The 19,665-nt window shown below is 67.5% G+C and carries 16 protein-coding genes; 10 read left to right on the top strand and 6 right to left on the bottom strand.

From position 1 onward, the window contains the following. Positions 1-114: 114 nt before the first annotated feature. The 3 genes from J5T34_RS02180 to J5T34_RS02170 all read left to right on the top strand — a co-directional run bounded on the left by J5T34_RS02180 (position 115) and on the right by J5T34_RS02170 (position 3,593). On the top strand, positions 115-1,674 hold the full coding sequence (locus J5T34_RS02180) for a leucyl aminopeptidase (RefSeq protein WP_208578260.1): 1,560 nt from the start codon (positions 115-117) through the stop codon (positions 1,672-1,674). Positions 1,675-1,684: 10 nt separating this feature from the next. Further along, a complete protein-coding gene (locus tag J5T34_RS02175; RefSeq protein WP_208578259.1) occupies positions 1,685-2,128 on the top strand; it encodes a DNA polymerase III subunit chi in 444 nt (147 codons plus the stop codon). Between the two features lie 238 nt (positions 2,129-2,366). Continuing rightward, positions 2,367-3,593, top strand: a complete 1,227-nt coding sequence (locus tag J5T34_RS02170; RefSeq protein WP_208578258.1) for an Rpn family recombination-promoting nuclease/putative transposase — start codon at positions 2,367-2,369, stop codon at positions 3,591-3,593. 58 nt (positions 3,594-3,651) lie between these two features. On the opposite strand, the gene rocF is transcribed toward J5T34_RS02170, so the two are convergent. Next, positions 3,652-4,560: an arginase gene (gene rocF, locus J5T34_RS02165; RefSeq protein ID WP_208578257.1), complete on the bottom strand. Its 909-nt coding sequence runs from the start codon at positions 4,558-4,560 to the stop codon at positions 3,652-3,654. 98 nt (positions 4,561-4,658) lie between these two features. After that, complete coding sequence (locus J5T34_RS02160) at positions 4,659-5,084, bottom strand: VOC family protein (protein ID WP_208578256.1); 426 nt, start codon at positions 5,082-5,084, stop codon at positions 4,659-4,661. Between the two features lie 120 nt (positions 5,085-5,204). Between J5T34_RS02160 and J5T34_RS02155 the strand changes: the two genes are divergently transcribed. Further along, entirely contained in the window at positions 5,205-5,798 is a 594-nt protein-coding gene (locus tag J5T34_RS02155; RefSeq protein ID WP_208578253.1) for a TetR/AcrR family transcriptional regulator, read from the top strand. A gap of 87 nt (positions 5,799-5,885) precedes the next feature. Here J5T34_RS02155 and ilvD (J5T34_RS02150) read toward each other — a convergent pair whose 3' ends face one another. Beyond that, positions 5,886-7,745: a dihydroxy-acid dehydratase gene (gene ilvD / locus J5T34_RS02150; RefSeq protein ID WP_174106834.1), complete on the bottom strand. Its 1,860-nt coding sequence runs from the start codon at positions 7,743-7,745 to the stop codon at positions 5,886-5,888. A gap of 141 nt (positions 7,746-7,886) precedes the next feature. Then, positions 7,887-9,560, bottom strand: a complete 1,674-nt coding sequence (gene ilvD, locus J5T34_RS02145; protein ID WP_208578251.1) for a dihydroxy-acid dehydratase — start codon at positions 9,558-9,560, stop codon at positions 7,887-7,889. A gap of 157 nt (positions 9,561-9,717) precedes the next feature. On the opposite strand from ilvD (J5T34_RS02145), the gene J5T34_RS02140 reads away from it, so the two are divergent. After that, entirely contained in the window at positions 9,718-10,704 is a 987-nt protein-coding gene (locus tag J5T34_RS02140) for a LysR family transcriptional regulator (protein WP_208578319.1), read from the top strand. A 98-nt stretch (positions 10,705-10,802) separates the two neighbouring features. Continuing rightward, a complete protein-coding gene (lgt, locus tag J5T34_RS02135) occupies positions 10,803-11,606 on the top strand; it encodes a prolipoprotein diacylglyceryl transferase (protein ID WP_208578249.1) in 804 nt (267 codons plus the stop codon). 45 nt (positions 11,607-11,651) lie between these two features. On the opposite strand, the gene J5T34_RS02130 is transcribed toward lgt, so the two are convergent. Next, positions 11,652-13,376 (bottom strand): ShET2/EspL2 family type III secretion system effector toxin, encoded by a 1,725-nt coding sequence (locus tag J5T34_RS02130; protein ID WP_208578247.1) that lies wholly within the window; start codon positions 13,374-13,376, stop codon positions 11,652-11,654. Positions 13,377-13,581: 205 nt separating this feature from the next. On the opposite strand from J5T34_RS02130, the gene J5T34_RS02125 reads away from it, so the two are divergent. Next, the gene (locus J5T34_RS02125) at positions 13,582-15,609 is read left to right on the top strand and encodes a hypothetical protein (protein ID WP_208578244.1); all 2,028 of its coding nucleotides are present in this window, start codon (positions 13,582-13,584) and stop codon (positions 15,607-15,609) included. 10 nt (positions 15,610-15,619) lie between these two features. On the opposite strand, the gene J5T34_RS02120 is transcribed toward J5T34_RS02125, so the two are convergent. Beyond that, positions 15,620-16,570 carry a LysR substrate-binding domain-containing protein gene (locus tag J5T34_RS02120; RefSeq protein WP_208578242.1) on the bottom strand — a complete coding sequence of 317 codons (951 nt, stop codon included), beginning with the start codon at positions 16,568-16,570 and terminating at the stop codon, positions 15,620-15,622. A 141-nt stretch (positions 16,571-16,711) separates the two neighbouring features. On the opposite strand from J5T34_RS02120, the gene J5T34_RS02115 reads away from it, so the two are divergent. The 3 genes from J5T34_RS02115 to J5T34_RS02105 all read left to right on the top strand — a co-directional run bounded on the left by J5T34_RS02115 (position 16,712) and on the right by J5T34_RS02105 (position 19,663). Further along, positions 16,712-17,884 (top strand): CaiB/BaiF CoA transferase family protein, encoded by a 1,173-nt coding sequence (locus J5T34_RS02115; protein ID WP_208578240.1) that lies wholly within the window; start codon positions 16,712-16,714, stop codon positions 17,882-17,884. A 14-nt stretch (positions 17,885-17,898) separates the two neighbouring features. Beyond that, on the top strand, positions 17,899-18,741 hold the full coding sequence (locus tag J5T34_RS02110) for an HpcH/HpaI aldolase/citrate lyase family protein (protein ID WP_244258654.1): 843 nt from the start codon (positions 17,899-17,901) through the stop codon (positions 18,739-18,741). A gap of 187 nt (positions 18,742-18,928) precedes the next feature. Next, complete coding sequence (locus J5T34_RS02105; protein ID WP_244258653.1) at positions 18,929-19,663, top strand: GntR family transcriptional regulator; 735 nt, start codon at positions 18,929-18,931, stop codon at positions 19,661-19,663. Positions 19,664-19,665: the final 2 nt, after the last annotated feature.

Here is a 19,665-nt window from a genome sequence, read left to right as displayed (position 1 = left end):
GCGCTGCAGGCCAGCGGCGGCCAGTCGCTGCGGAAGTGACTGCCAAAAGTTCGCGAAGCAAAATCGCGGATAATGGAGGCTTTCGTTCTACACGAGCCCCTGGAAGGAAGCGCGATGGAATTTAGCACAAAAGCCCTGGATTTGAGCAAAGCGGGCCAGAATGGTTTCCTGGCGACCAAGACCGACTGCCTGGTGGTCGGCGTGTTCGAGGGCCAGAGCCTGGACGGCGTTGCCAAGGCGCTGGACGCCGCAACCAAGGGCCTGGTGGCTAGATTGATCAAGCTCGGGGACTTCGAAGGCAAGCGCAATTCGCAGCTGATGTTGCACGAGGTGGCCGGCATCGGCGCCGCCCGCGTGCTGCTGGTCGGCCTGGGCAAGGAGGCCGAGTTCGGCGACAAGGCATTCGCCGATGCGGTACGTACCGCATTGCGTGCGTTGAGCGGCACGCGTGCCGCCAACGTGCTGTGGTGCCTCGCGCAGCCGGCCCCCCGCGCGGCAGGGCAGTCCGGCGCAGAGGCCGCGACCCGCGACGTCGCCTGGCGCGTGATCACCACCGTCACGCTGATCCGCGAGGCCGGCTACCGGCTGCTGGAGCGCCATCCCGAGCTGAAGCGCAACGGCGCGAAGAACAACGACAAGGCCCTGGGCCTGCGCAAGGTGGTGCTGGCGGTCGATGCGGCCGAGGCCAAGGCCGCGAACCAGGCCGTGGTGCGCGGCGTGGCGATCGCCAACGGCATGGAGCTGACCAAGGACCTGGGCAACCTGCCTTCCAATATCTGCACGCCGACCTACCTGGCCGACACCGCGCGCTCGATCGCGCGCCGCTTCAAGCTGAAGGTCGAGGTGCTGGGCCGCAAGCAGATCGAGGCGTTGAAGATGGGCGCCTTCCTCGCGGTCACCAAGGGCGCCGCCGAGCCGCCGCAATTCATCGTGCTGCGCTACGACGGCGGCGGCGCGCGCCAGGCGCCGGTGGTGCTGGTCGGCAAGGGCATCACCTTCGATACCGGCGGCATCTCGCTCAAGCCGGGCGAGGGCATGGACGAGATGAAGTACGACATGTGCGGCGCCGCCTCGGTGCTCGGCACGCTGCAGGCCGTGGCCGAGATGGGCCTGAGGCTCAATGTCATCGCCGTGGTGCCGACTTGCGAGAACATGCCGAGCGGCACCGCCACCAAGCCGGGCGACGTGGTGACCAGCATGTCGGGCCAGACCGTCGAGATCCTGAACACCGATGCCGAGGGTCGCCTGATCCTGTGCGACGCGCTGACCTATGTCGAGCGCTTCAAGCCGGCGGCGGTGATCGACGTCGCCACGCTGACCGGTGCCTGCATCATCGCGCTGGGCCACGTCAACAGCGGCCTGTACGCGCGCAGCGACGCGCTGGCCGACCAGCTGCTGCAGGCCGGCCGCAAGGCGATGGACGGCGCGTGGCGCATGCCGCTGGACGACGAGTACCAGGACCAGCTCAAGTCGAATTTCGCCGATATGGCGAACATCGGCGGCCGCCCGGCCGGCAGCGTGACCGCGGCCTGCTTCCTGGCGCGCTTCGCCGACAAGTACGACTGGGCCCACCTCGATATCGCCGGCACCGCGTGGAAGAGCGGGGCGGCCAAGGGCGCCACCGGCCGCCCGGTGCCGCTGCTGACGCAATTCCTGATGGACCGCGCCGGCTGATATCCCACCCATGACGCGCATCGACTTCCACAGCAACGTGCCGGACAAGCTCGGCTATGTCTGCCGGCTGATCCGCAAGGCCTACGGAGCAGGGCAGAGGATCGTCGTGCATGCCGAGCCGGCGGTGCTGGCGCGGCTCGATGCGCAGCTGTGGACCTTCTCGGCGCTGGATTTCCTGCCGCACTGCGGGCTCGACAGCCCGCACGCGGCGGAAACGCCGATCGTGCTGGCCGCCACGCTCGAAGCGGTGCCGCACCACGAACTGCTGATCAATCTGGATACGAAGGTCCCGCTGCAGTTCGCCAGCTTCGAACGCATGATCGAGGTGGTCGGCGGCGACGCCGACGATCGCGCGGCCGGGCGCGAACGCTATCGGCAGTATCGCGAGCGGGGCTATCCGCTGGCGCACCACGATATCGGGCAACGCAACCAGGGCGGCGACGGCACCGCGTAGTGTTGCTGCCGGGGCTGCGATCCGCGGTCTCGTCCTCGCTGGAAAGACCGCTTCAACGTGCCCCTTCAACGTGCCCCGTCAACGGCCCCTCCAAACGCCGCTATCGAACGCACCCTATAGTGGTCCCTGCCAGTTAACTCCGCGACATTTCAGGCAAGCACCGTAGCCAATAGGCTGGCAACTTACGGCATCGGCTTTCGCCGTGTCCCGTTGTCCCTCCTTCAGGTGTCCTTGCCAAATGCTCGACTACTCCGCTTGCCAGTCGCGGCCGCGTGCGCCGCGTCATTCAGCCCGAAACGCAGTCGACCGCCATACTGCCGGTCATGCCGGGCGCTATCCGCTGTACGGTCCTGTCGGCTATCCCACCGGCCATTCCCGCATTCCGCCCGATCATGACGGTCTTGACGTCGGCTTGCCGTGGCGTTTGCCCGGGGCGACTTGCCTCAACGTATGCGAGCCCGACGAAGAGGCAAACGCTTACATGCCGCGTACGCCTGCCCGTCATCACGACGCCTCGTACAAGCTGGTGTTCGCCTTTCGCGAGGTCGTCCGCGATCTGATCCGCGACTTCATCGCGGATCCGTGGCTGCAGACGGCGGACTTCGACTCCATGGAATTGGTGCCGACGCACCACGTCTCGGACGGCCTGCGCGTGGGCATGAACGATGTGGTTTGGCGGCTGCGCGTACCCGATCAGGAACAGCCGGTCCATCTGCTGATCGAGTTCCAGAGCAGCAACGACCCGCATATGGCCGCGCGCATGCTCGCCTACGTCGGCATGTTCTATCGCGATGCCAGCCGGCGATGCCGCGGCACGGGCCGGCGCAGATATCCGCTGGTGTTTCCGATCGTGTTCTACAACGGTACCGCGCGATGGCGGGCACCGACGGACATTGCGGCGATGATCCCGCGGGTACCGGGGTGCGTCGCCGCTTACCAGCCAAGCCAGCAGTACTGGCTGATCGATCGTGCTGCCTATACCGAATCGGAACTGGCGACGCAGCGCAACCTGGTCGCCGCGCTGATGCGGCTCGAACAGGCAACGACGGTCGATGCCGTGTTCGCGCCGTTGCGGCTGGCCAGGGAACTGGCGCAAGGCAATGCCGCGCTCGACACTGCGCTGACCGCATGGATCGCGGCGCGAGCCGCCAACTTCAGCGCCGCCGCGCTGGATCTGAACGAAGTTCACAACCTGATGGAGCTGGATATGGAATTGTCGGAAGGCTATGGAAAGTGGGCGCGCCGGTTGGAGCGAGACATCACACGTAAGGTCAAGGCCAAAGTCAGAGCGGAGGTCAAGGCCGAAGTGAAAGCCGAGCTATTGATCACGCAGCTCGACCATCGCTTCGGTCCCTTGGCCGAGGACATCACCGCCAAGGTGCTTTCCGCCTCGGTGGAACAGATCGAGGATTGGGCCCGTCGCGTGCTATACGCCCAGCGCCTCGATGAGGTGTTCCTCTGCTAGCCTGCGAGCGGCACAGCCAGCGCCTGGGTCGCGCCGTCTGTCGTGCGCCGGCCCTTCGCTAGCGAATCAGCGTCGATTTGCCAAACAGGCTTTCGAGGAAATCGACCATCAGCGTGGCGGTCTGATTGCGGACGTCGCACGCCGGATTCAGTTCGAGCACGTCGAGCGAACCGAGCCGGCCGGTGTCCGCAATCATCTCCATGCACAGCTGCGTCTCGCGATAGGTGGGACCGCCCATCACCGTCGTGCCGACGCCGGGCGCGATGCTGCAGTCGAGAAAGTCCACGTCGAAGCTGATGTGGAGGTGGGTGTTGTCGTCGATGCCGGCGAGCGCGTTCTGCATCGTATGGCGCATGCCGTTCTCGTCGATGTAGCGCATGTCGAAGACCTGGAGGTTCAGGTCCCGCAGCCGCCGTTTCTCCTCGGCGTCGACGCTGCGGATGCCAACTTGCCGGATTTGCGCCGGGTCGACCGCGGGCACCGACCCGCTCAGCGAGGTCAACGGCGCCGGGCCGTCGCCGCACAGGCAGGCGACCGGCATGCCGTGGATATTGCCGGTGGGGCTGGTGGAGCCGGTATTGGCGTCGGCGTGCGCGTCCAGCCAAAGCACCAGCAGCTTCTTGCCCGTCTCGCGGCAATGGCGCGCGGCCGCACTGATCGATCCGATCGCCAGACAATGGTCGCCGCCAAGCAGCAGCGGGAAGCGGCCGCCTTGCAGGCAGCCGTAGCAGGCATCGAACACGGCGCGGTTCCACGCCACCACTTCGTCCAGATGCCGCATGCCGTCGACCGGCGCGTGCAGAGGGTTGGCCGGGCCGGACACATTGCCGCCATCGACGACATCGAGCCCGTTGCGCAGCAGCGCGCCGGCGACATCGGCGACGCGCATCGCCTCCGGACCCATCGATGCGCCGCGCGTGCTGGCGCCGACATCGGTAGGCGCGCCAATCAACATCACTGTCCTCATGGTCCCTCCTTGCGGTTTCGAAGGCCGCCGGTGTCCGTGGGTGTCCGCGGATGTCCGGGGCGCCGATCACGGGGCCATGATACCGCCGCGATACCGGATCAGCCCGGCATGGCGTGCGGGTCGTACTGCGCGGCAAATTCGGGCGACGGCGGAATCGGCTTGATGATGTCGATCAGCACGCCGTTGGGGTCGGCGGTGATGAAATGCCGTTGGCCGAACGGCTCGTCCCGCAGCGCCAGCCGGATCGGCAAGCCGGCCTGCTGCAGCTGCGCGTACAGCGTATCGACGTCTTCCACCTCGAAGTTCAGGATGGTCCCGGCCACCGGCGCGCGGCTGCCCGAAGGGATGGTCTCGTGCCGGTAGTCGAGCACGGCGAGATTGACGCCCGCATCGTCGGCGGCCTGCAGATGCCAGTACCAGTCGCTGCAGAACAGCGCCTTGAAGCCAAAGTGCTGCTGGTAGAAGGCCGCGGTGGCCGCCACATCGGCGGTCTGGATGACGGGGTAGAAGCTGGTGATCTTCATGACGGACTCCGTTCGGTGTGGCGGCCTTCGAGCAAAAGGGAAAAGGAAAACGGAAAAGGCCGGGTTGGATTAACATGCAGCCTGTATCTTTCTTGTCGTTATAACATACAGGCTGTATGTATGCAAAGAAAAATACCACGGACCAATCGTGAACGCACCGAGGCCACGCGCGGCGCCCTGCTGGCCGCCGCGCGTGCGCTGTTCGTCGACAAGGGGTACGCCGACACGTCGACGCCGGAAATCGTCGCGGCCGCCGGCATCACCCGCGGCGCGCTCTATCACCACTTTGCGGACAAGCGCGCGCTATTTCGCGCGGTGCTGGAGGAGGAGGCAAGGGCGGTGGCCGACGAGATCGAGCGCGCCGCACCCGCCACGCGCTCGGCGCGCAAGGCGCTGATCGCCGGCAGCGAGGCCTATCTCGATGCAATGACCGTCGCCGGCCGCACGCGCTTGCTGCTGGTGGACGGTCCGGCGGTGCTGGGCGCCGGCGAGAGCCTGGCGCTGGATCAGGCCCACGCGGGCCGCACGCTGCGCGAGGGTCTGGCGGCGGCGCTCGGGGAGCGGCTCGCGTCGCCGCTGACGGTCGATGCGCTGGCCACGCTGCTGTCGGCGGCGTTCGACCGGGCCGCGCTCGCCATCGATGCCGGCGACGACCCGGCCGCGATCCGCGCCGCGATGGTCAGGCTGATCGAACGGACGGTATCCGGGGCCTGAAACGGGACGACGCGCCGCTCGTGCAGCCGGACCGGTGCAAACAAAAAGGCCGCTCCGAAGAGCGGCCTTGCAGCGCGCAGGTGGGGGTCAATCGTCCAGCAGCGACAGGTCCCGGACCGCGCCCTTGTCGGCCGACATCACCAGCTTGGCGTAGGCCTTCAGGGCGGCAGATACCTTGCGTGGGCGCGGCTTGGCAGGCTTCCAGCCCTTGGCGTCCTGCTCTGCGCGGCGGCGCGCCAGTTCCTCGTCCGACAGCAGCACGTCGATCCTGCGGTTCGGGATGTCGATGCGGATGCGATCGCCGTCGCGCACCAGGCCGATCGCGCCACCGGCTGCCGCTTCCGGCGAGCAGTGGCCGATCGACAGGCCCGAGGTGCCGCCCGAGAAGCGGCCGTCGGTCAGCAGCGCGCAGGCCTTGCCCAGGCCCTTGGACTTGATGTAGCTGGTCGGATAGAGCATCTCCTGCATGCCAGGGCCGCCCTTCGGGCCTTCATAGCGCACGATCACCACGTCGCCGGCTTTGACCTTGTCGTTCAGGATGTTCTCCACCGCCTCGTCCTGCGATTCGGTCACGTGAGCCGTGCCCTCGAACACCAGGATGCTCTCGTCGACGCCGGCGGTCTTGACCACGCAGCCGTCGACGGCGATGTTGCCGGTCAGCACCGCCAGGCCGCCTTCCTTCGAGAAGGCATGCTCGTACGAGCGGATGCAGCCTTCGGCGCGGTCCAGGTCCAGGCTGGGCCAGCGCGTGTTCTGGCTGAAGGCCACCTGGGTCGGAATGCCGGCGGGTCCCGCCAGATAGAAGTTGCGCACCGCCTCGTCCCGCGTCCGGACGATATCCCATTGCTCGAGCGCGTCCTTCAGCGTCGGCGCATGCACGGTCGGCACGTCGGTGTGCAGCTTGCCGGCGCGCTCGAGTTCGCCCAGGATGGCCATGATGCCGCCGGCGCGGTGCACATCCTCGATGTGGTACTTGTTGGTGTTGGGCGCGACCTTGCACAGCTGCGGCACGACTCGCGACAGGCGATCGATGTCGGCCATCGTGAAGTCGATTTCCGCCTCGCGCGCGATCGCCAGCAGGTGCAGGATCGTGTTGGTCGAGCCGCCCATCGCGATATCCAGCGTCATCGCGTTTTCGAAGGCCTTGAACCCCACCGAGCGCGGCAGCACGCGCGCGTCCTCCTGCTCGTAGTACTGACGGGCCAGTTCCACGATGCGGCGGCCGGCGCGCTTGAACAGTTGCTCGCGGTCGGCGTGCGTCGCCACCACCGTGCCATTGCCCGGCAGCGACAGGCCCAGCGCTTCGGTCAGGCAGTTCATCGAGTTGGCGGTGAACATGCCCGAGCACGAGCCGCAGGTCGGGCAGGCCGAGCGTTCGACCTCGGCCACGTCGGCGTCCGAATAGGCCGGGTCGGCCGCGATGACCATCGCATCGACCAGGTCCAGCTTCTTGAACTCGACGGCCTTGGTGACCGGGTTGGCCAGGCGCGTCTTGCCCGCTTCCATGGGGCCACCCGAGACGAAGATCACCGGAATGTTCAGCCGCATCGCGGCCATCAGCATGCCCGGCGTGATCTTGTCGCAGTTCGAGATGCAGACCATGGCGTCGGCGCAGTGCGCGTTGACCATGTATTCGACCGAGTCCGCGATGATGTCGCGGCTGGGCAGCGAGTACAGCATGCCGTCGTGGCCCATCGCGATGCCGTCGTCCACCGCGATGGTGTTGAATTCCTTGGCGACGCCGCCCGCCGCCTCGATCTCGCGGGCGACCAGCTGGCCCAGATCCTTCAGGTGCACGTGCCCCGGGACGAACTGCGTGAAGGAATTGACGACCGCGACGATCGGCTTGGAGAAATCCTCGTCTTTCATCCCGGTCGCGCGCCACAGGGAGCGCGCGCCTGCCATGTTGCGGCCGGCGGTGGAGGTCTTGGAACGGTAGGTGGGCATCGTGATGGCTGCGGTAATGAAATAGCGTGGAAACGCTGCGGCGCAAGCCGCAAAAAAAGAAGCCCGCGGGCGCGCAGGCTTCGGCTCGGATTGGATCGACGGACGGGGCGGCAGCGGCTGCGGCCCCGTCGCTGTCCGGGTTCAGTCGGTCACCGCCCCCTTGCTGGCCGTCGACGCCAGCTTCGAGAACTTGGCCAGCACGCCGCGCGTATAGCGGGGCGCCGGCTGCTTCCAGGCGGCACGGCGGCGCGCCAGTTCCTCGTCGCCGACGTTCAGCTGCAGCAGCAGCCTGTGCGCGTCGATCGTGATCGAATCGCCTTCCTGCACCAGCGCGATGGTGCCGCCGACGAAGGCTTCCGGCGCGACGTGGCCGACCACCATGCCCCAGGTGCCGCCCGAGAAACGGCCGTCGGTGATGAAGCCGACCGATTCGCCCAGGCCCTTGCCGATGATCGCCGAGGTCGGCGCGAGCATTTCGGGCATGCCGGGGCCGCCCTTCGGGCCGAGATAGCGCAGCACCAGCACGTCGCCGGCCTGGATCCGGTCGGCCAGGATCGCGTCCATTGCGCTCTGCTCGTCGTCGAACACGCGCGCCGGGCCCGTGATGACCGGGTTCTTCAGCCCGGTGATCTTGGCCACCGCGCCTTCCTCGGCCAGATTGCCCTTCAGGATGGCCAGATGGCCTTCCTTGTACAGCGCCTTGTCGATCGGCAGGATCACGTCCTGATCGGCGCGCGGCTGGTCGGCCACGTGCTCCAGTTCCTCGGCCAGCGTGCGGCCGGTGATGGTCAGGCAGTCGCCGTGCAGCAGCCCCGCGTTCAGCAGGATCTTCATCACCTGCGGAATGCCGCCGGCGCGGTGCAGATCGGTGGCGACGTACTGGCCCGACGGCTTCAGGTTGCAGATCACCGGCACCTTGCGGCGGATGCGCTCGAAATCGTCGATGGTCCATTCGACCTCGGCCGCATGCGCGATCGCCAGGTAGTGCAGCACCGCGTTGGTCGAGCCGCCGGTCGCCATGACCAGGCTGACGGCGTTTTCGATCGACTTGCGCGTGATGATGTCGCGCGGCTTGATGTCCTTCTTGATCGCCTCGACCAGCACGCGCGCCGATTCCGCGGCGCTGTCGACCTTCTCCTGGTCCGGGTTGGCCATCGTCGACGAGTACAGCAGCGACATGCCCAGCGCCTCGAACGACGAGCTCATCGTGTTGGCCGTGTACATGCCGCCGCACGAGCCGGTCGACGGGCACGCGTTCTTCTCGACGCCCTCGAAGTCCTCCTGGCTCATCCGGCCCGCGGTGAACTCGCCGACCGCCTCGAACGAGGACACGATGGTCAGGTCCTTGCCCTTCCAGTTGCCCGGCTTGATGGTGCCGCCGTAGACGTAGATGCCCGGCACATTGGTGCGCGCCAGCGCGATCATGCCGCCCGGCATGTTCTTGTCGCAGCCGCCGATGACGACCACGCCGTCCATCCACTGGCCCTGCGCGGCGGTCTCGATGCAGTCGGCGATCACCTCGCGCGAGATCAGCGAGTACTTCATGCCCTCGGTGCCCATCGACATGCCGTCGGAAATGGTCGGCGTGCCGAAGATCTGCGGATTGGCGCCGGACGCCTTGATCGCATCGACGGCGGCGTCGGCCAGGCGCTGCAGGCCGGCATTGCAGGGCGTGATGGTCGAGTGGCCGTTGGCGATGCCGACCATCGGCTTGTCGAAGTCTTCCTTCTGATAGCCCAGCGCGTAATACATCGAGCGGTTGGGCGAGCGCGCCACGCCTTGCGTGATGTTCTGCGAGCGTCGGTTGTAGGCCATGGGGATCTCCGGGTGGAATGCGTCGCGCCGGCGGGCGCTGCCTTTGTTGTGGGCGAAAGCATGCCGCTTGCGTTTTTGTGTGTCAAATATATTATTCGTGCCTTATTGAGTCGTTTTGGCTATCAAGCGCGTGGCCGCCGCCGCGCCGGGAGTTCGCGTGGATCTGCGCCAGTTGCGCTATTTCGTCACCGTCGCCGAGGAACTGCACTTTGGCCGCGCCGCCGCGCGCCTGGCCATGACCCAGCCGCCGCTGTCGCAGCAGATCCAGGCGCTGGAGGAAGAGATCGGCGTGCAGCTGTTCGTCCGGACGCGGCGCTCGGTCGCACTGACCCCGGCCGGCCAGCAGTGGCTGCCCGAAGTGCGACGGGTTCTGGCCGACGCGGCGGGTTTGCCGGCCCTGGCGCAGCGGCTGGCCCGCGGCGAGGTCGGCACGCTGTCGCTGGCCTTCGTCAGCACCGCGGACTACGGCATCCTGCCGGACCTGCTGCGGCGCTTTCGCGCGCGGCATCCCGAAGTCCAGCTGCAGCTGCGCGAGGCCACCAGCGATATCCAGCTCGATGCGCTGGCGGAAGGGCAGATCGACGCCGGGCTGGTGATCCGTCCGCAGATGCCGGCCTTGCCCCATGGCCTGTCGTATCTGCCGCTGGTGCGCGAGCCGCTGGTGCTCGCCGTGCCGCAGGACTGGCGCGCGCCAGGACAGCGCGGTGGCGCTGCACAGTCGGATGCGGTGGCGCTGGCCGATTTCGCGCACGAGCCGCTGATCCTGTTTCCTCGCCGAAGCGCGCCGGCATTTCATGACATCATTACCGGTTACTATGCGCGCGACGGCTTCGCCCCGGTGATCGCGCAGGAAGCGATCCAGATGCAGACCATCGTCAGCCTGGTGTCGGCCGGCATCGGTGTCGCGCTGGTGCCTGCCTCGCTATGCAACCTGCGGCGCACCGGCGTGTCGTATCTGACGTTGCGCGGCGCGGTGCCGCAGATCGAGACCGGGCTGGCCTGGCGCGACAACGGCGCGGCCGGACCCAGTCCCGTGCTGCGGTCCTTTATCGAGATCGCGTCGGCGCTGGCCCCGGCCGCGCGGCCGGGCGGCGGCACGCCGAAGCGACGTGCTGCCAGGCCCGAGTCGCAGCCGAAGCATTGATCCACGATCCCGATTCCCGAATCCCGAATCCCAAATCCCGAATCCCGATTTCAATCCCGATTCCGATCCATCCAAACAACGCCAAGCGATAGACCCGCATGCTGATCCATCCGAACTTCGATCCCATCGCCATCCATCTGGGCCCGCTGGCAATCCGCTGGTACGGGCTGATGTACCTGGCCGGCTTCATCATGTTCATGTGGTTCGGCCGGATCCGGCTGCGGCAGCCGCAGGTGGCGGCGCAGGGCTGGACCGCGCGCGATATCGATGACCTGCTGTTCTACGGCGTGCTGGGCGTGATCCTCGGCGGGCGGCTCGGCTACGTGCTGTTCTACAAGCCGTCCTTCTACCTGTCGCACCCGCTCGATATCTTCAAGGTGTGGGAAGGCGGCATGGCTTTCCACGGCGGCTTCCTTGGCGTGGTGATCGCGATGTGGGTGTTCTCGAAGGTCAGGGGCCGGCCCTGGATGGAGGTTACCGACTTCATCGCGCCGATGATTCCGTGCGGGCTGGCGGCCGGCCGCCTTGGCAACTTCATCAATGGCGAACTGTGGGGCCGTCCCACCGATCTGCCTTGGGGCATGGTCTTTCCGCAGGCCGGCGACAATATCGCGCGCCACCCGTCGCAGCTGTACCAGTTCGCCGGCGAGGGCGTTGCGCTGTTCGTGATCCTGTGGCTGTTCGCCCGCCATCCGCGGCCGATGGGCGCGGTCTCCGGCGCCTTCCTGCTCGGCTACGGCGTGTTCCGCTTCCTCGCCGAATTCGCGCGCGAACCGGACAACTTCCTTGGCCTGCTGGCGCTGAACTTCTCGATGGGCCAGTGGCTGAGCCTGCCGATGATCGTGGCGGGCGCGGCGATGATGTGGTGGGCGTATCGTCGTCAGCCACAGCTGTCGGCCTGATATCGGCCTGATATCGGCCTGATATCGGCGCGGGGCGGTTCGGCGTCAGCCCAGCTTCCGGTCCCAGCGCACCCAGCCTTTCGAGGCCGCCTGGGCGCGCCCGCCCCGACCCCGGCCGTCGCCCGGCAGCAGCGACGGGGCGAACCGCTCCAGATGCGATCGCATCATCTGTTCGACGAGCAGTTGCTGGCGCCCCTCGGCGTTCAGTCGTCGAATCAGCCGCCACGCCGGCTTCAGCAGATAGACGCAGGCTTGCGGCGGCAGCAGCGGCAGCACCTTGTCGACATTGCCGACGGTCAGCAGATCGTTGTTCCGAACGGCCGCCTCCAGGCCCGTTTCGTTGTCAGCGGAACGGGCGCACATCAGCGAAGCGAGGAGCATCGGCGGCAGCGACGACAACGCGGCGGCATACGCGGGTGGCGTATCGGAACGCCCGTGCTTGAACGCGTGATACAGGGCCGAGGTCCCGTCCGGCATGGCCGCCACCAGCATGGCGTAGTGATGGTCCTGCGGCAGCAGCGCCTGCAGCAGTTCGACGAATGGCCGGAACATCTCGGTGCGCCCCGCCTTCACGGCGTAACCGAAGGCCGTCGTGCCGCAGTCCGCCCGCGACTCCAGCAGGTGGATCCGCTGCTCCAGCGGAAGGTCGGCGATCAGCTCCCCGAACAGCCTTGCCGACGACGGCAGGCCGAGCGACATGATGTCGTAGAAAAGCTGGGTCGAGCGGTTGGTACTGAGCCGCTGGATGCGTTCCGGCTCAGGCAGCGCGCGCAGGGCCGGCGCCAGCTGACGGACCGCGTCATCGCAGCCATAACGCAGCAGGTACCACAACGCATCGGCCGTCAGAGGCGGCAACGCGCCGGACAATTGGCGCGGCTGCGCGGGCAGGGTCACGTCGATGTCGCGCAGCTGCCGCAGCGTTGCCATATCGAGTTCGATCATCAGCATGGCGTCCACCGTGTTCACGGGCTGGGATTTCGGCAGGAAGGCCGGGTAGTCGGGCGCGAACTCGGTGAAGCCTCGCGCCTCCAGCGCGCGTACCTCTTCCAGGTCGTCGAAGCGCGCTTCGAGATGCGTGGCCGTGTAGTTGGGATCGTAGAAGGCGACGACATGAAGCGTGCGATGCGGCTGACGCACGATGCGCAAGCCGACGGCCATCGCGTGGTCCGGTGTCAGTACCAGCAGGGTCGTGGCCGTTTCGCCGCGGCGCTCCAGGTCGGCCAGCCGCGCGACGAACTCCTTGCCCCAGTCCCCGTTCATCACCACACGCAGCTTGCCGAGCTGCACCGCGTTCGGCACCACCCTGTAGTCGTAGTCCACCGGGACGTTGTCCCGCAGTGCCTGTGCGGTGGCCAGCCGGGAGTAGTCGGGGCCGTCGGGCCGGTCCTCGAGGAACAGTCCAAGCCAGAAGACCGCCAGATGGCGGCAGGCAATCGGCCCGCACGGGCGACCCCGCGCGAAGGCGACCTGTCCATTGAGCCGCACCCGCTGGTCGGTGCCCTTTTTCCAGTGGAAGCGGTCCTCGAACCGTTCGTGGTACCTCTCGGTCAGCAGCGCGGCCAACGCCTGCCGTTGCGGCTTGGTAGCTGTCGCGCTGCGCACCACGATCTGCTGATTTTCCCACCGGATCCGGAAGCGATCGCTTCCGCACTGCAGCCAACCCCCTTGAGCCAGCAATAGCCGCCGCGCGTCACGAATGCGCAGCGCCTCGGGCACGGCGCAGCGCACCACCACGGGTTGCGATTTCGCGGGGGGAAAGGCAGTCAGCATGACGTTCTCCGGAAGAGGGCGGACGAGCAGCATGCGTCCACGGCTTGGCATGGCTCAAGAGACATGTGTCACTTATCGCGAGTTGCTTGTTGATTTATGAAAGCCTTTGCACATAACTTGCGCGATCCTGCGGCGCATCGGCGATTGCGTTGTCGCCTTCGCCTTCGCTCCTCTCCCCTCCGTTCCGCCTGCTTCCCGATCGATCATGCCGCCGCTGTCCGCTCCCGCCATCGCCACCTCCCTGTTTCCATCCCTGACTTCCAACATCCGAGACCATGTCGGCGATCGAACCGGCCCGCCGTCTCCCGAGGCGCCGATCGACACGCTCGCGCAGGCGGAAGGCGCGATCGGCGACACGGTGACAGCGAACTGCGCACAGCATTTGCAACAACTGAAGCGAACGATCGACGCGCTGGCGATTCCGGCCAGCCAGAAGCAGCCGCTGAGAAAGACACTCGAAGAATGCGGCAAGGACATGGAGGCGCTGCTGAATACGGCGCGCGATATCGTGCAGCTCGAACATCGGGCCACCATGCCATGGGAAGCCGGCGCACAGGCGCAGGAGCGGCACACCGCCGTGGTGCTGGCACGCAACCTGAAGCTCGCGACGCAATGCCAGGCGCTGATGCGGAAGCTTCAGTCGCTGCAAGACGAGACCGCCCCTCACGTGCAAAAACGCAGCGTCGGCAAGGCCATCGCGCTGGCGGTGGGCGCGCTGCTCGGCATTGCCGGTGCCGTCACGCTGGCGGTGATCCTGTGGCCAGTGGCCGTGACCGGCGTTGCGCTGGGCGGGTCCTTCCTGCTGACCGCGGCCTGTGCGGCGGGAACGGGTGCATCGGCGGCCGTGGGCGTGATCGCGACCATCTTCGGCGCAGGGGAAGTGTTCGCCAGGCCCGAGGCCTATCGCCACTTTCCTGACCGGCAGCCGGCTCTTGCCCGGCTGATAGACGAGCTTGGCAACCGGATGAGCCGTTGGCTCGAGGCCAATCCGGGCTTCTCGGCGCCGCTGCCGCTGGACGTGCTGACGGAACTCTGTGGCAGCGACATCGGCGCGTTCCACTTTTGCACGGCAGTGCGGGACAGCGAGCTGTGCGATGCGGCCAAGCGCCTGGTCGACCATGGCAGCGAGCGGGCGCCGGCGCAGGGCGGTCTGGCGCGCACCGTATCGTCGCGGCTGATCTCCCCCGATCAGAGCGCGGACGACGCGCCTGACGACGTGGTGGACAATGACGACAGCGATTGGGACGAAGTCCTGGATCACGATCAGATGATCGAACAGCTGTGGCACCGCCTCGGTTTCGAGCGCAAGAATCCGTCGGGCGCGGCGGAGCGCCCCGCGGACGCGGCGCCGGTCGACACGTCGGTCCACGCGTCGGTCCACGCGTCGGTCGACAATGGAAGCGATCCGGCCAGCGACCGCACGTTGAGCCGAACCGCATCCGCCTCGAGCATTGGGTCGTACAACTCGGTCGACATGGCGGAGGGTCCGGACGGGCTGGGCGATCCGTCCGCCTATGGCCTGGGCATCGGCGACAGCGCCTCGCAGACCCTTCACGAGACCGTTCACGTCGTCGGCGACGCGGCCGCGCCAGCGGCCTCGGCAGTGCAGCCCGTGCAAGCAGAGCAGGCGCCGCCGATTGACGCGCGGACACAGTGGGAGGCGAGCCAAGCTTGGGCGGAGAGCCGGATACGGACGGCGGCGCGATACGTGCAGCACCTTTCGACGGCGCTCGGGCAGCCCTATCCGAGGCAGATTGACACGGCCGCCGAGAAGGCGGACGTCATGGTGGAAACCCTGTGCGCCTTCCAGCTGCTGGAAAAGGTACGCAGCGAGATGCTCGTGCTCGAGGAAATGGGGACCCTTCATGCCGGCCGCTTTGCCACGGTGCAGGCAATGAGCCGGCTGGCCGTCACGATGCAGATGGAACGCGGGTGGTTTCTTGGCAATAACGTGACCGGACTGCGCGCACTGTTCGACGACCACAACAGCATCAGCTTCGATGATTTGCCGAATGCCACGGAGCGCGCCGAGGCAAGCCAGGCCTGGAACGCAGCCATTGCCGAGGCCGCGGCGCTGGTCCGCCAACTAAACGACGTATGCGCTTCCGTTTTCCAGCGAAGCTTCCGCGGCCTGGCGGTCGAGCGAGCGATCCGGTTCTTCGGCCAGTCCATCAGCGCACGCATGGCGACGATGGAGCGGGAGTTGAGGCAGGATCCGCCGACGGCGCCGTAGCAGCCGCGCGCTATGCGCGAGCCGGCTTCAGCGAGCCGCCTTCCGCAATCTTCGCGGCGACGATTTCGCGCAATGCCTCGGCGACCGCTTCCGCAGCGGCGGTCCGTGGCAGCGCACGCGGCCAGCAAAGCGACAGCGTGCGGTCGAGCTCGGGGAGAATCAGCCGTGTCGGCAGCGCATCGACGTTCGGCTCGCGGCTCAGTGACGACGCGGGCAAGATCGTGCAGGCCAGCCCTTCGCGCGCGGTCTGCAGCAGGATCGGCAATGAATCAAGGTCGGCGACGACCTGCAGCCGAATGCCGGCGCCGCTGGCGTGCTGCTCCAGCACTTCACGCAGCCCTTGCGCCCCGCTCGGCAGTACCAGCGGAATCTCGGCCAGCGACTTCAACGCAATGGTCGCCTGCTTGCCCGGTCCGGCGCGACGCCGCTTCGAATCCGCGGAAATCGGCGGCGTGCCCACCAGATACAGCGCCTCGCTGGCCAACGGCTCCAGCTCGACCGCGCGCGACGGCGTATCGCGAAACAGGATCGCGAAATCGAGCCGATTGTTGTTCAGCAGTTCGGCGATATAGCCGCTCATGCTCTCGAACAGCTGCAGCCGGACGCCCGGATAGCGCTGGCGGACCGCGCGCACCAGCGGCATGCCGAATGCCGCGGCGGCGGTGGTCGGCAGGCCGATCGCCACGGTACCGGCGATATCGGCGCCGGCCACCTTGACGTCGGCGCGCGCCACATCGATCTGCTTGAGGATCGCGCGGGCATGCCGGTACAGCGTGCGGCCCGCCTCGGTGGGTTTGACACCCTTGGCGCCGCGATGCACCAGCGCCACGCCCAGTTCCGCTTCCAGTGCCGCGAGCTGCTGGCTCAAGGCGGGCTGCGCCACGTGGGCGACCTCGGCGGCGCGGGTCAGGCTGCCGTGCTCGACGATCGCGACGAAATAGCGCATGCCCCGGATATCCATGTCCCGCCCCAGTCAAAGCCGAAGGTATTGATTGTACTTATGGCTGGCTCGCGATTCCGTATTTCCGCGCGCCGGCAAACGCGGCTAGATTGGCGGCATCGTGCCGCTCGGCCATCCATTTCCCTTCGCGAGCCCACCGCCATGTCCCGACCGCTTGAAGGCATTACCGTCATTTCCCTCGAACAGGCCATCGCCGCGCCGTTCTGCACGCGCCAGCTGGCCGACCTCGGCGCCCGCGTGATCAAGATCGAGCGTCCGGGTGCCGGCGATTTCGCGCGGGCCTACGACGATCGCGTGCGCGGCCTGTCCTCGCACTTCGTCTGGACCAATCGCGGCAAGGAGAGCCTGACGCTGGACGTCAAGCACGACGGCGCGGCGCCGGTGCTCGAGGCGCTGCTGGCGCGCGCCGACGTGCTGGTGCAGAACCTGGCGCCCGGCGCGGCGGCGCGGCTTGGGCTCGACCATGCGGCGTTGTCCGAGCGCTTTCCGCGGCTGATCGTCTGCGATATCTCGGGCTACGGCGCCGACGGTCCGTATCGCGACAAGAAGGCCTACGATCTGCTGGTGCAAAGCGAGTCGGGCTTCGTCTCGGTGACCGGCACGCCGGAGGAAGGCGTCAAGGCGGGCGCATCGATCGCCGATATCGCCGCCGGCATGTATGCCTACTCCAATATCCTGGCCGCGCTGATCGAGCGCGGGCAGACGGGCCGCGGCAAGCGCATCGATATCTCGATGCTCGAGTCCATGGTCGAGTGGATGGGTTTCCCGCTGTACTACGCCTTCGACGGCGCCTCGCCGCCGCCGCGTGCCGGCGCCTCGCATGCCACCATCTATCCGTATGGGCCGTTCCCGACCGGGGATGGCAAGACCGTGATGCTGGGTCTGCAGAACGAACGCGAATGGGCCATCTTCTGCGAATCGGTGCTGCAGCAGCCCGAGCTGATCGCGCATCCGGACTACGCCAGCAACAGCCTGCGCAGCGCCAACCGCGCGTCCTTGCGCGAGCGCATCGTCACGGCGTTCTCGCAGTGGAGCGCCGAAGAGGTGGGCGCGCGCCTGGACGCGGCAAAGATCGCCAACGCGCAGGTCAATACGATGGCCGACGTCTGGGCGCATCCGCAACTGGCCGCGCGGCAGCGCTGGTGCGAGGTCGAGACGCCGGCGGGCGCCATCCCGGCGCTGCTGCCGCCCGGCATGACCGAGGCGCGCATGGATCCGGTGCCGGCCCTGGGCCAGCATACCGACGCGATCCTCGCCGAACTGGGCATCGCGGGCGAGCAGATTGCCGCGATGCGCGCGGACGGCGCGGTATGACGGCGGAGGACGCGATGACTCGGGACATGCTGAATCAGGGCGGGCGGCCGCCGCGCAGCTATCTGTTCGTGCCGGCGAATCGTCCCGACAGGATCGGCAAGGCGCTGGCCGCCGGTGCCGACGCGGTGATCGTCGACTTCGAGGATGCGGTCGCGCCGGCCGACAAGGCCGCGGCGCGCGAGAACCTGCGCGCGCCCTGGCCCGCGCTGGCGCAGCAGGCCGCCGATGCCGGCGTGCTGCTGCTGGTGCGCGTGAACGCGGCCGGTACGCCGTACCACGACGACGATATCGGCTGGTGCCGGGCGCTCGGGATCGATACGCTGGTGTTGCCCAAGGCCGACGCCCAGGCGATGCAGCCGTTGCGGCAGGCGCTGCCCGGCGTGCAATGCCATGCGCTGCTCGAAACCGCGGCGGGCTTCGCGCAACTTGCGCAACTGGCCGTGCAGCCGGGCGTCGTGCGGCTGCTGTTCGGCAGCATCGACCTGATGGGCGATCTGGGTGTCGGCGACGAGGGCGAGCCGCTGCATGCGTTCCGCAGTCTGCTGGTGCTGCATTCGCGCGCGGCGGGTCTGCCCGCGCCGGTGGACGGTGTCTGCACCGCGCTGGGCGATACCGCGGTGCTGGCGGCCGAGACCGCCCGGGCGCGCGCGTTCGGCTTCGGCGCCAAGCTGCTGATCCACCCGGCGCAGATCGGCCCGGTGCATGCCGGCCTGGCGCCGACCGAGGCCGAACTGGCCTGGGCCAGACGCATCGTCGAGGCAGCGGGAGCGGCGGACGGCGCCGCGGTGGCGGTCGACGGCAAGATGGTCGACCGTCCCGTGCTCGAGCGGGCGCGGCGCATCCTGGCCCACGGCTGAAGCGATCCGGCAGCCGCTTTACTCTCCAGCCCATCTCCGCCCAGCGGCCCTTGATGCCCTTGACGCTGTGCAATATCGAAACACCTTGCCATTCCCTCGCCGTTATTCATAATTATGAATTATTGCGAGGGCCTCCCGGAGGGGCTACGGCCATCGCGATGTCCACGCATCGCACCGGGAGGAACCCATGCGCATCGTCCAGCAGGCGCTGTATCTCGAAGTCGCCGATCGCCTGCGCGCCATGATCGACGAGCACACGCTCGTGCCGGGCGCCTGGATCGACGAAGCGGCCCTGGCCACCACGCTGGGCATCTCCCGCACCCCGTTGCGCGAGGCGCTGAAGGTGCTGGCGGCGGAAGGACTGGTGCGGCTGGAGCCGCGCCGCGGCTGCTTCGTCAACGAGTTGTCCGAGCAGGACCTCGACGAAATCTTCCCGCTGATGGCGCTGCTGGAAGGCCGCTGCGCCTACGAGGCGGCCCGCAATGCCACGGCCGCCGACCTCGACGCCCTCGAGGACCTGCATCGCGATCTCGCGCGCTACGCCGGCGCCGGCCAGATCGACGCCTACTACGAGACCAACTACCAGATTCACGAAGCGATCCAGCGGCTGGCCGGCAATCGCTGGCTGTCCGGGCTGATCGGCGACCTGCGCAAGGTGCTGCGACTGTCGCGGCACAAGAGCCTGCAGTTGCCGGGCCGCATCGACGAATCCTGCGCCGAGCACCTGTCGGTGTTCGCCGCGCTGAAGGCGCGCGACCCCGAAGGTGCCGAGGCGATGATGAAGACCCACCTGCTGCGCCAGCGCGCCGCGTTGAAGGCGCTGGACGCGGATGCGCAGGCCGCAGCGCCCGAGCCCGCGGCGCCCGCGCGACGGCGCCACAGCCGCCTGCGCCTGGCAGCCAAGGCCGCCTCCGATCGCTGATC

Origin of the sequence: Cupriavidus gilardii (assembly GCF_017598945.1) — a bacterium.
In the GTDB taxonomy this organism is placed as follows: Bacteria; Pseudomonadota; Gammaproteobacteria; order Burkholderiales; family Burkholderiaceae; genus Cupriavidus; species Cupriavidus gilardii_E.
Note: the sequence above shows the minus strand (reverse complement) of the source record. Positions and strands in the feature narration are given on the sequence as shown.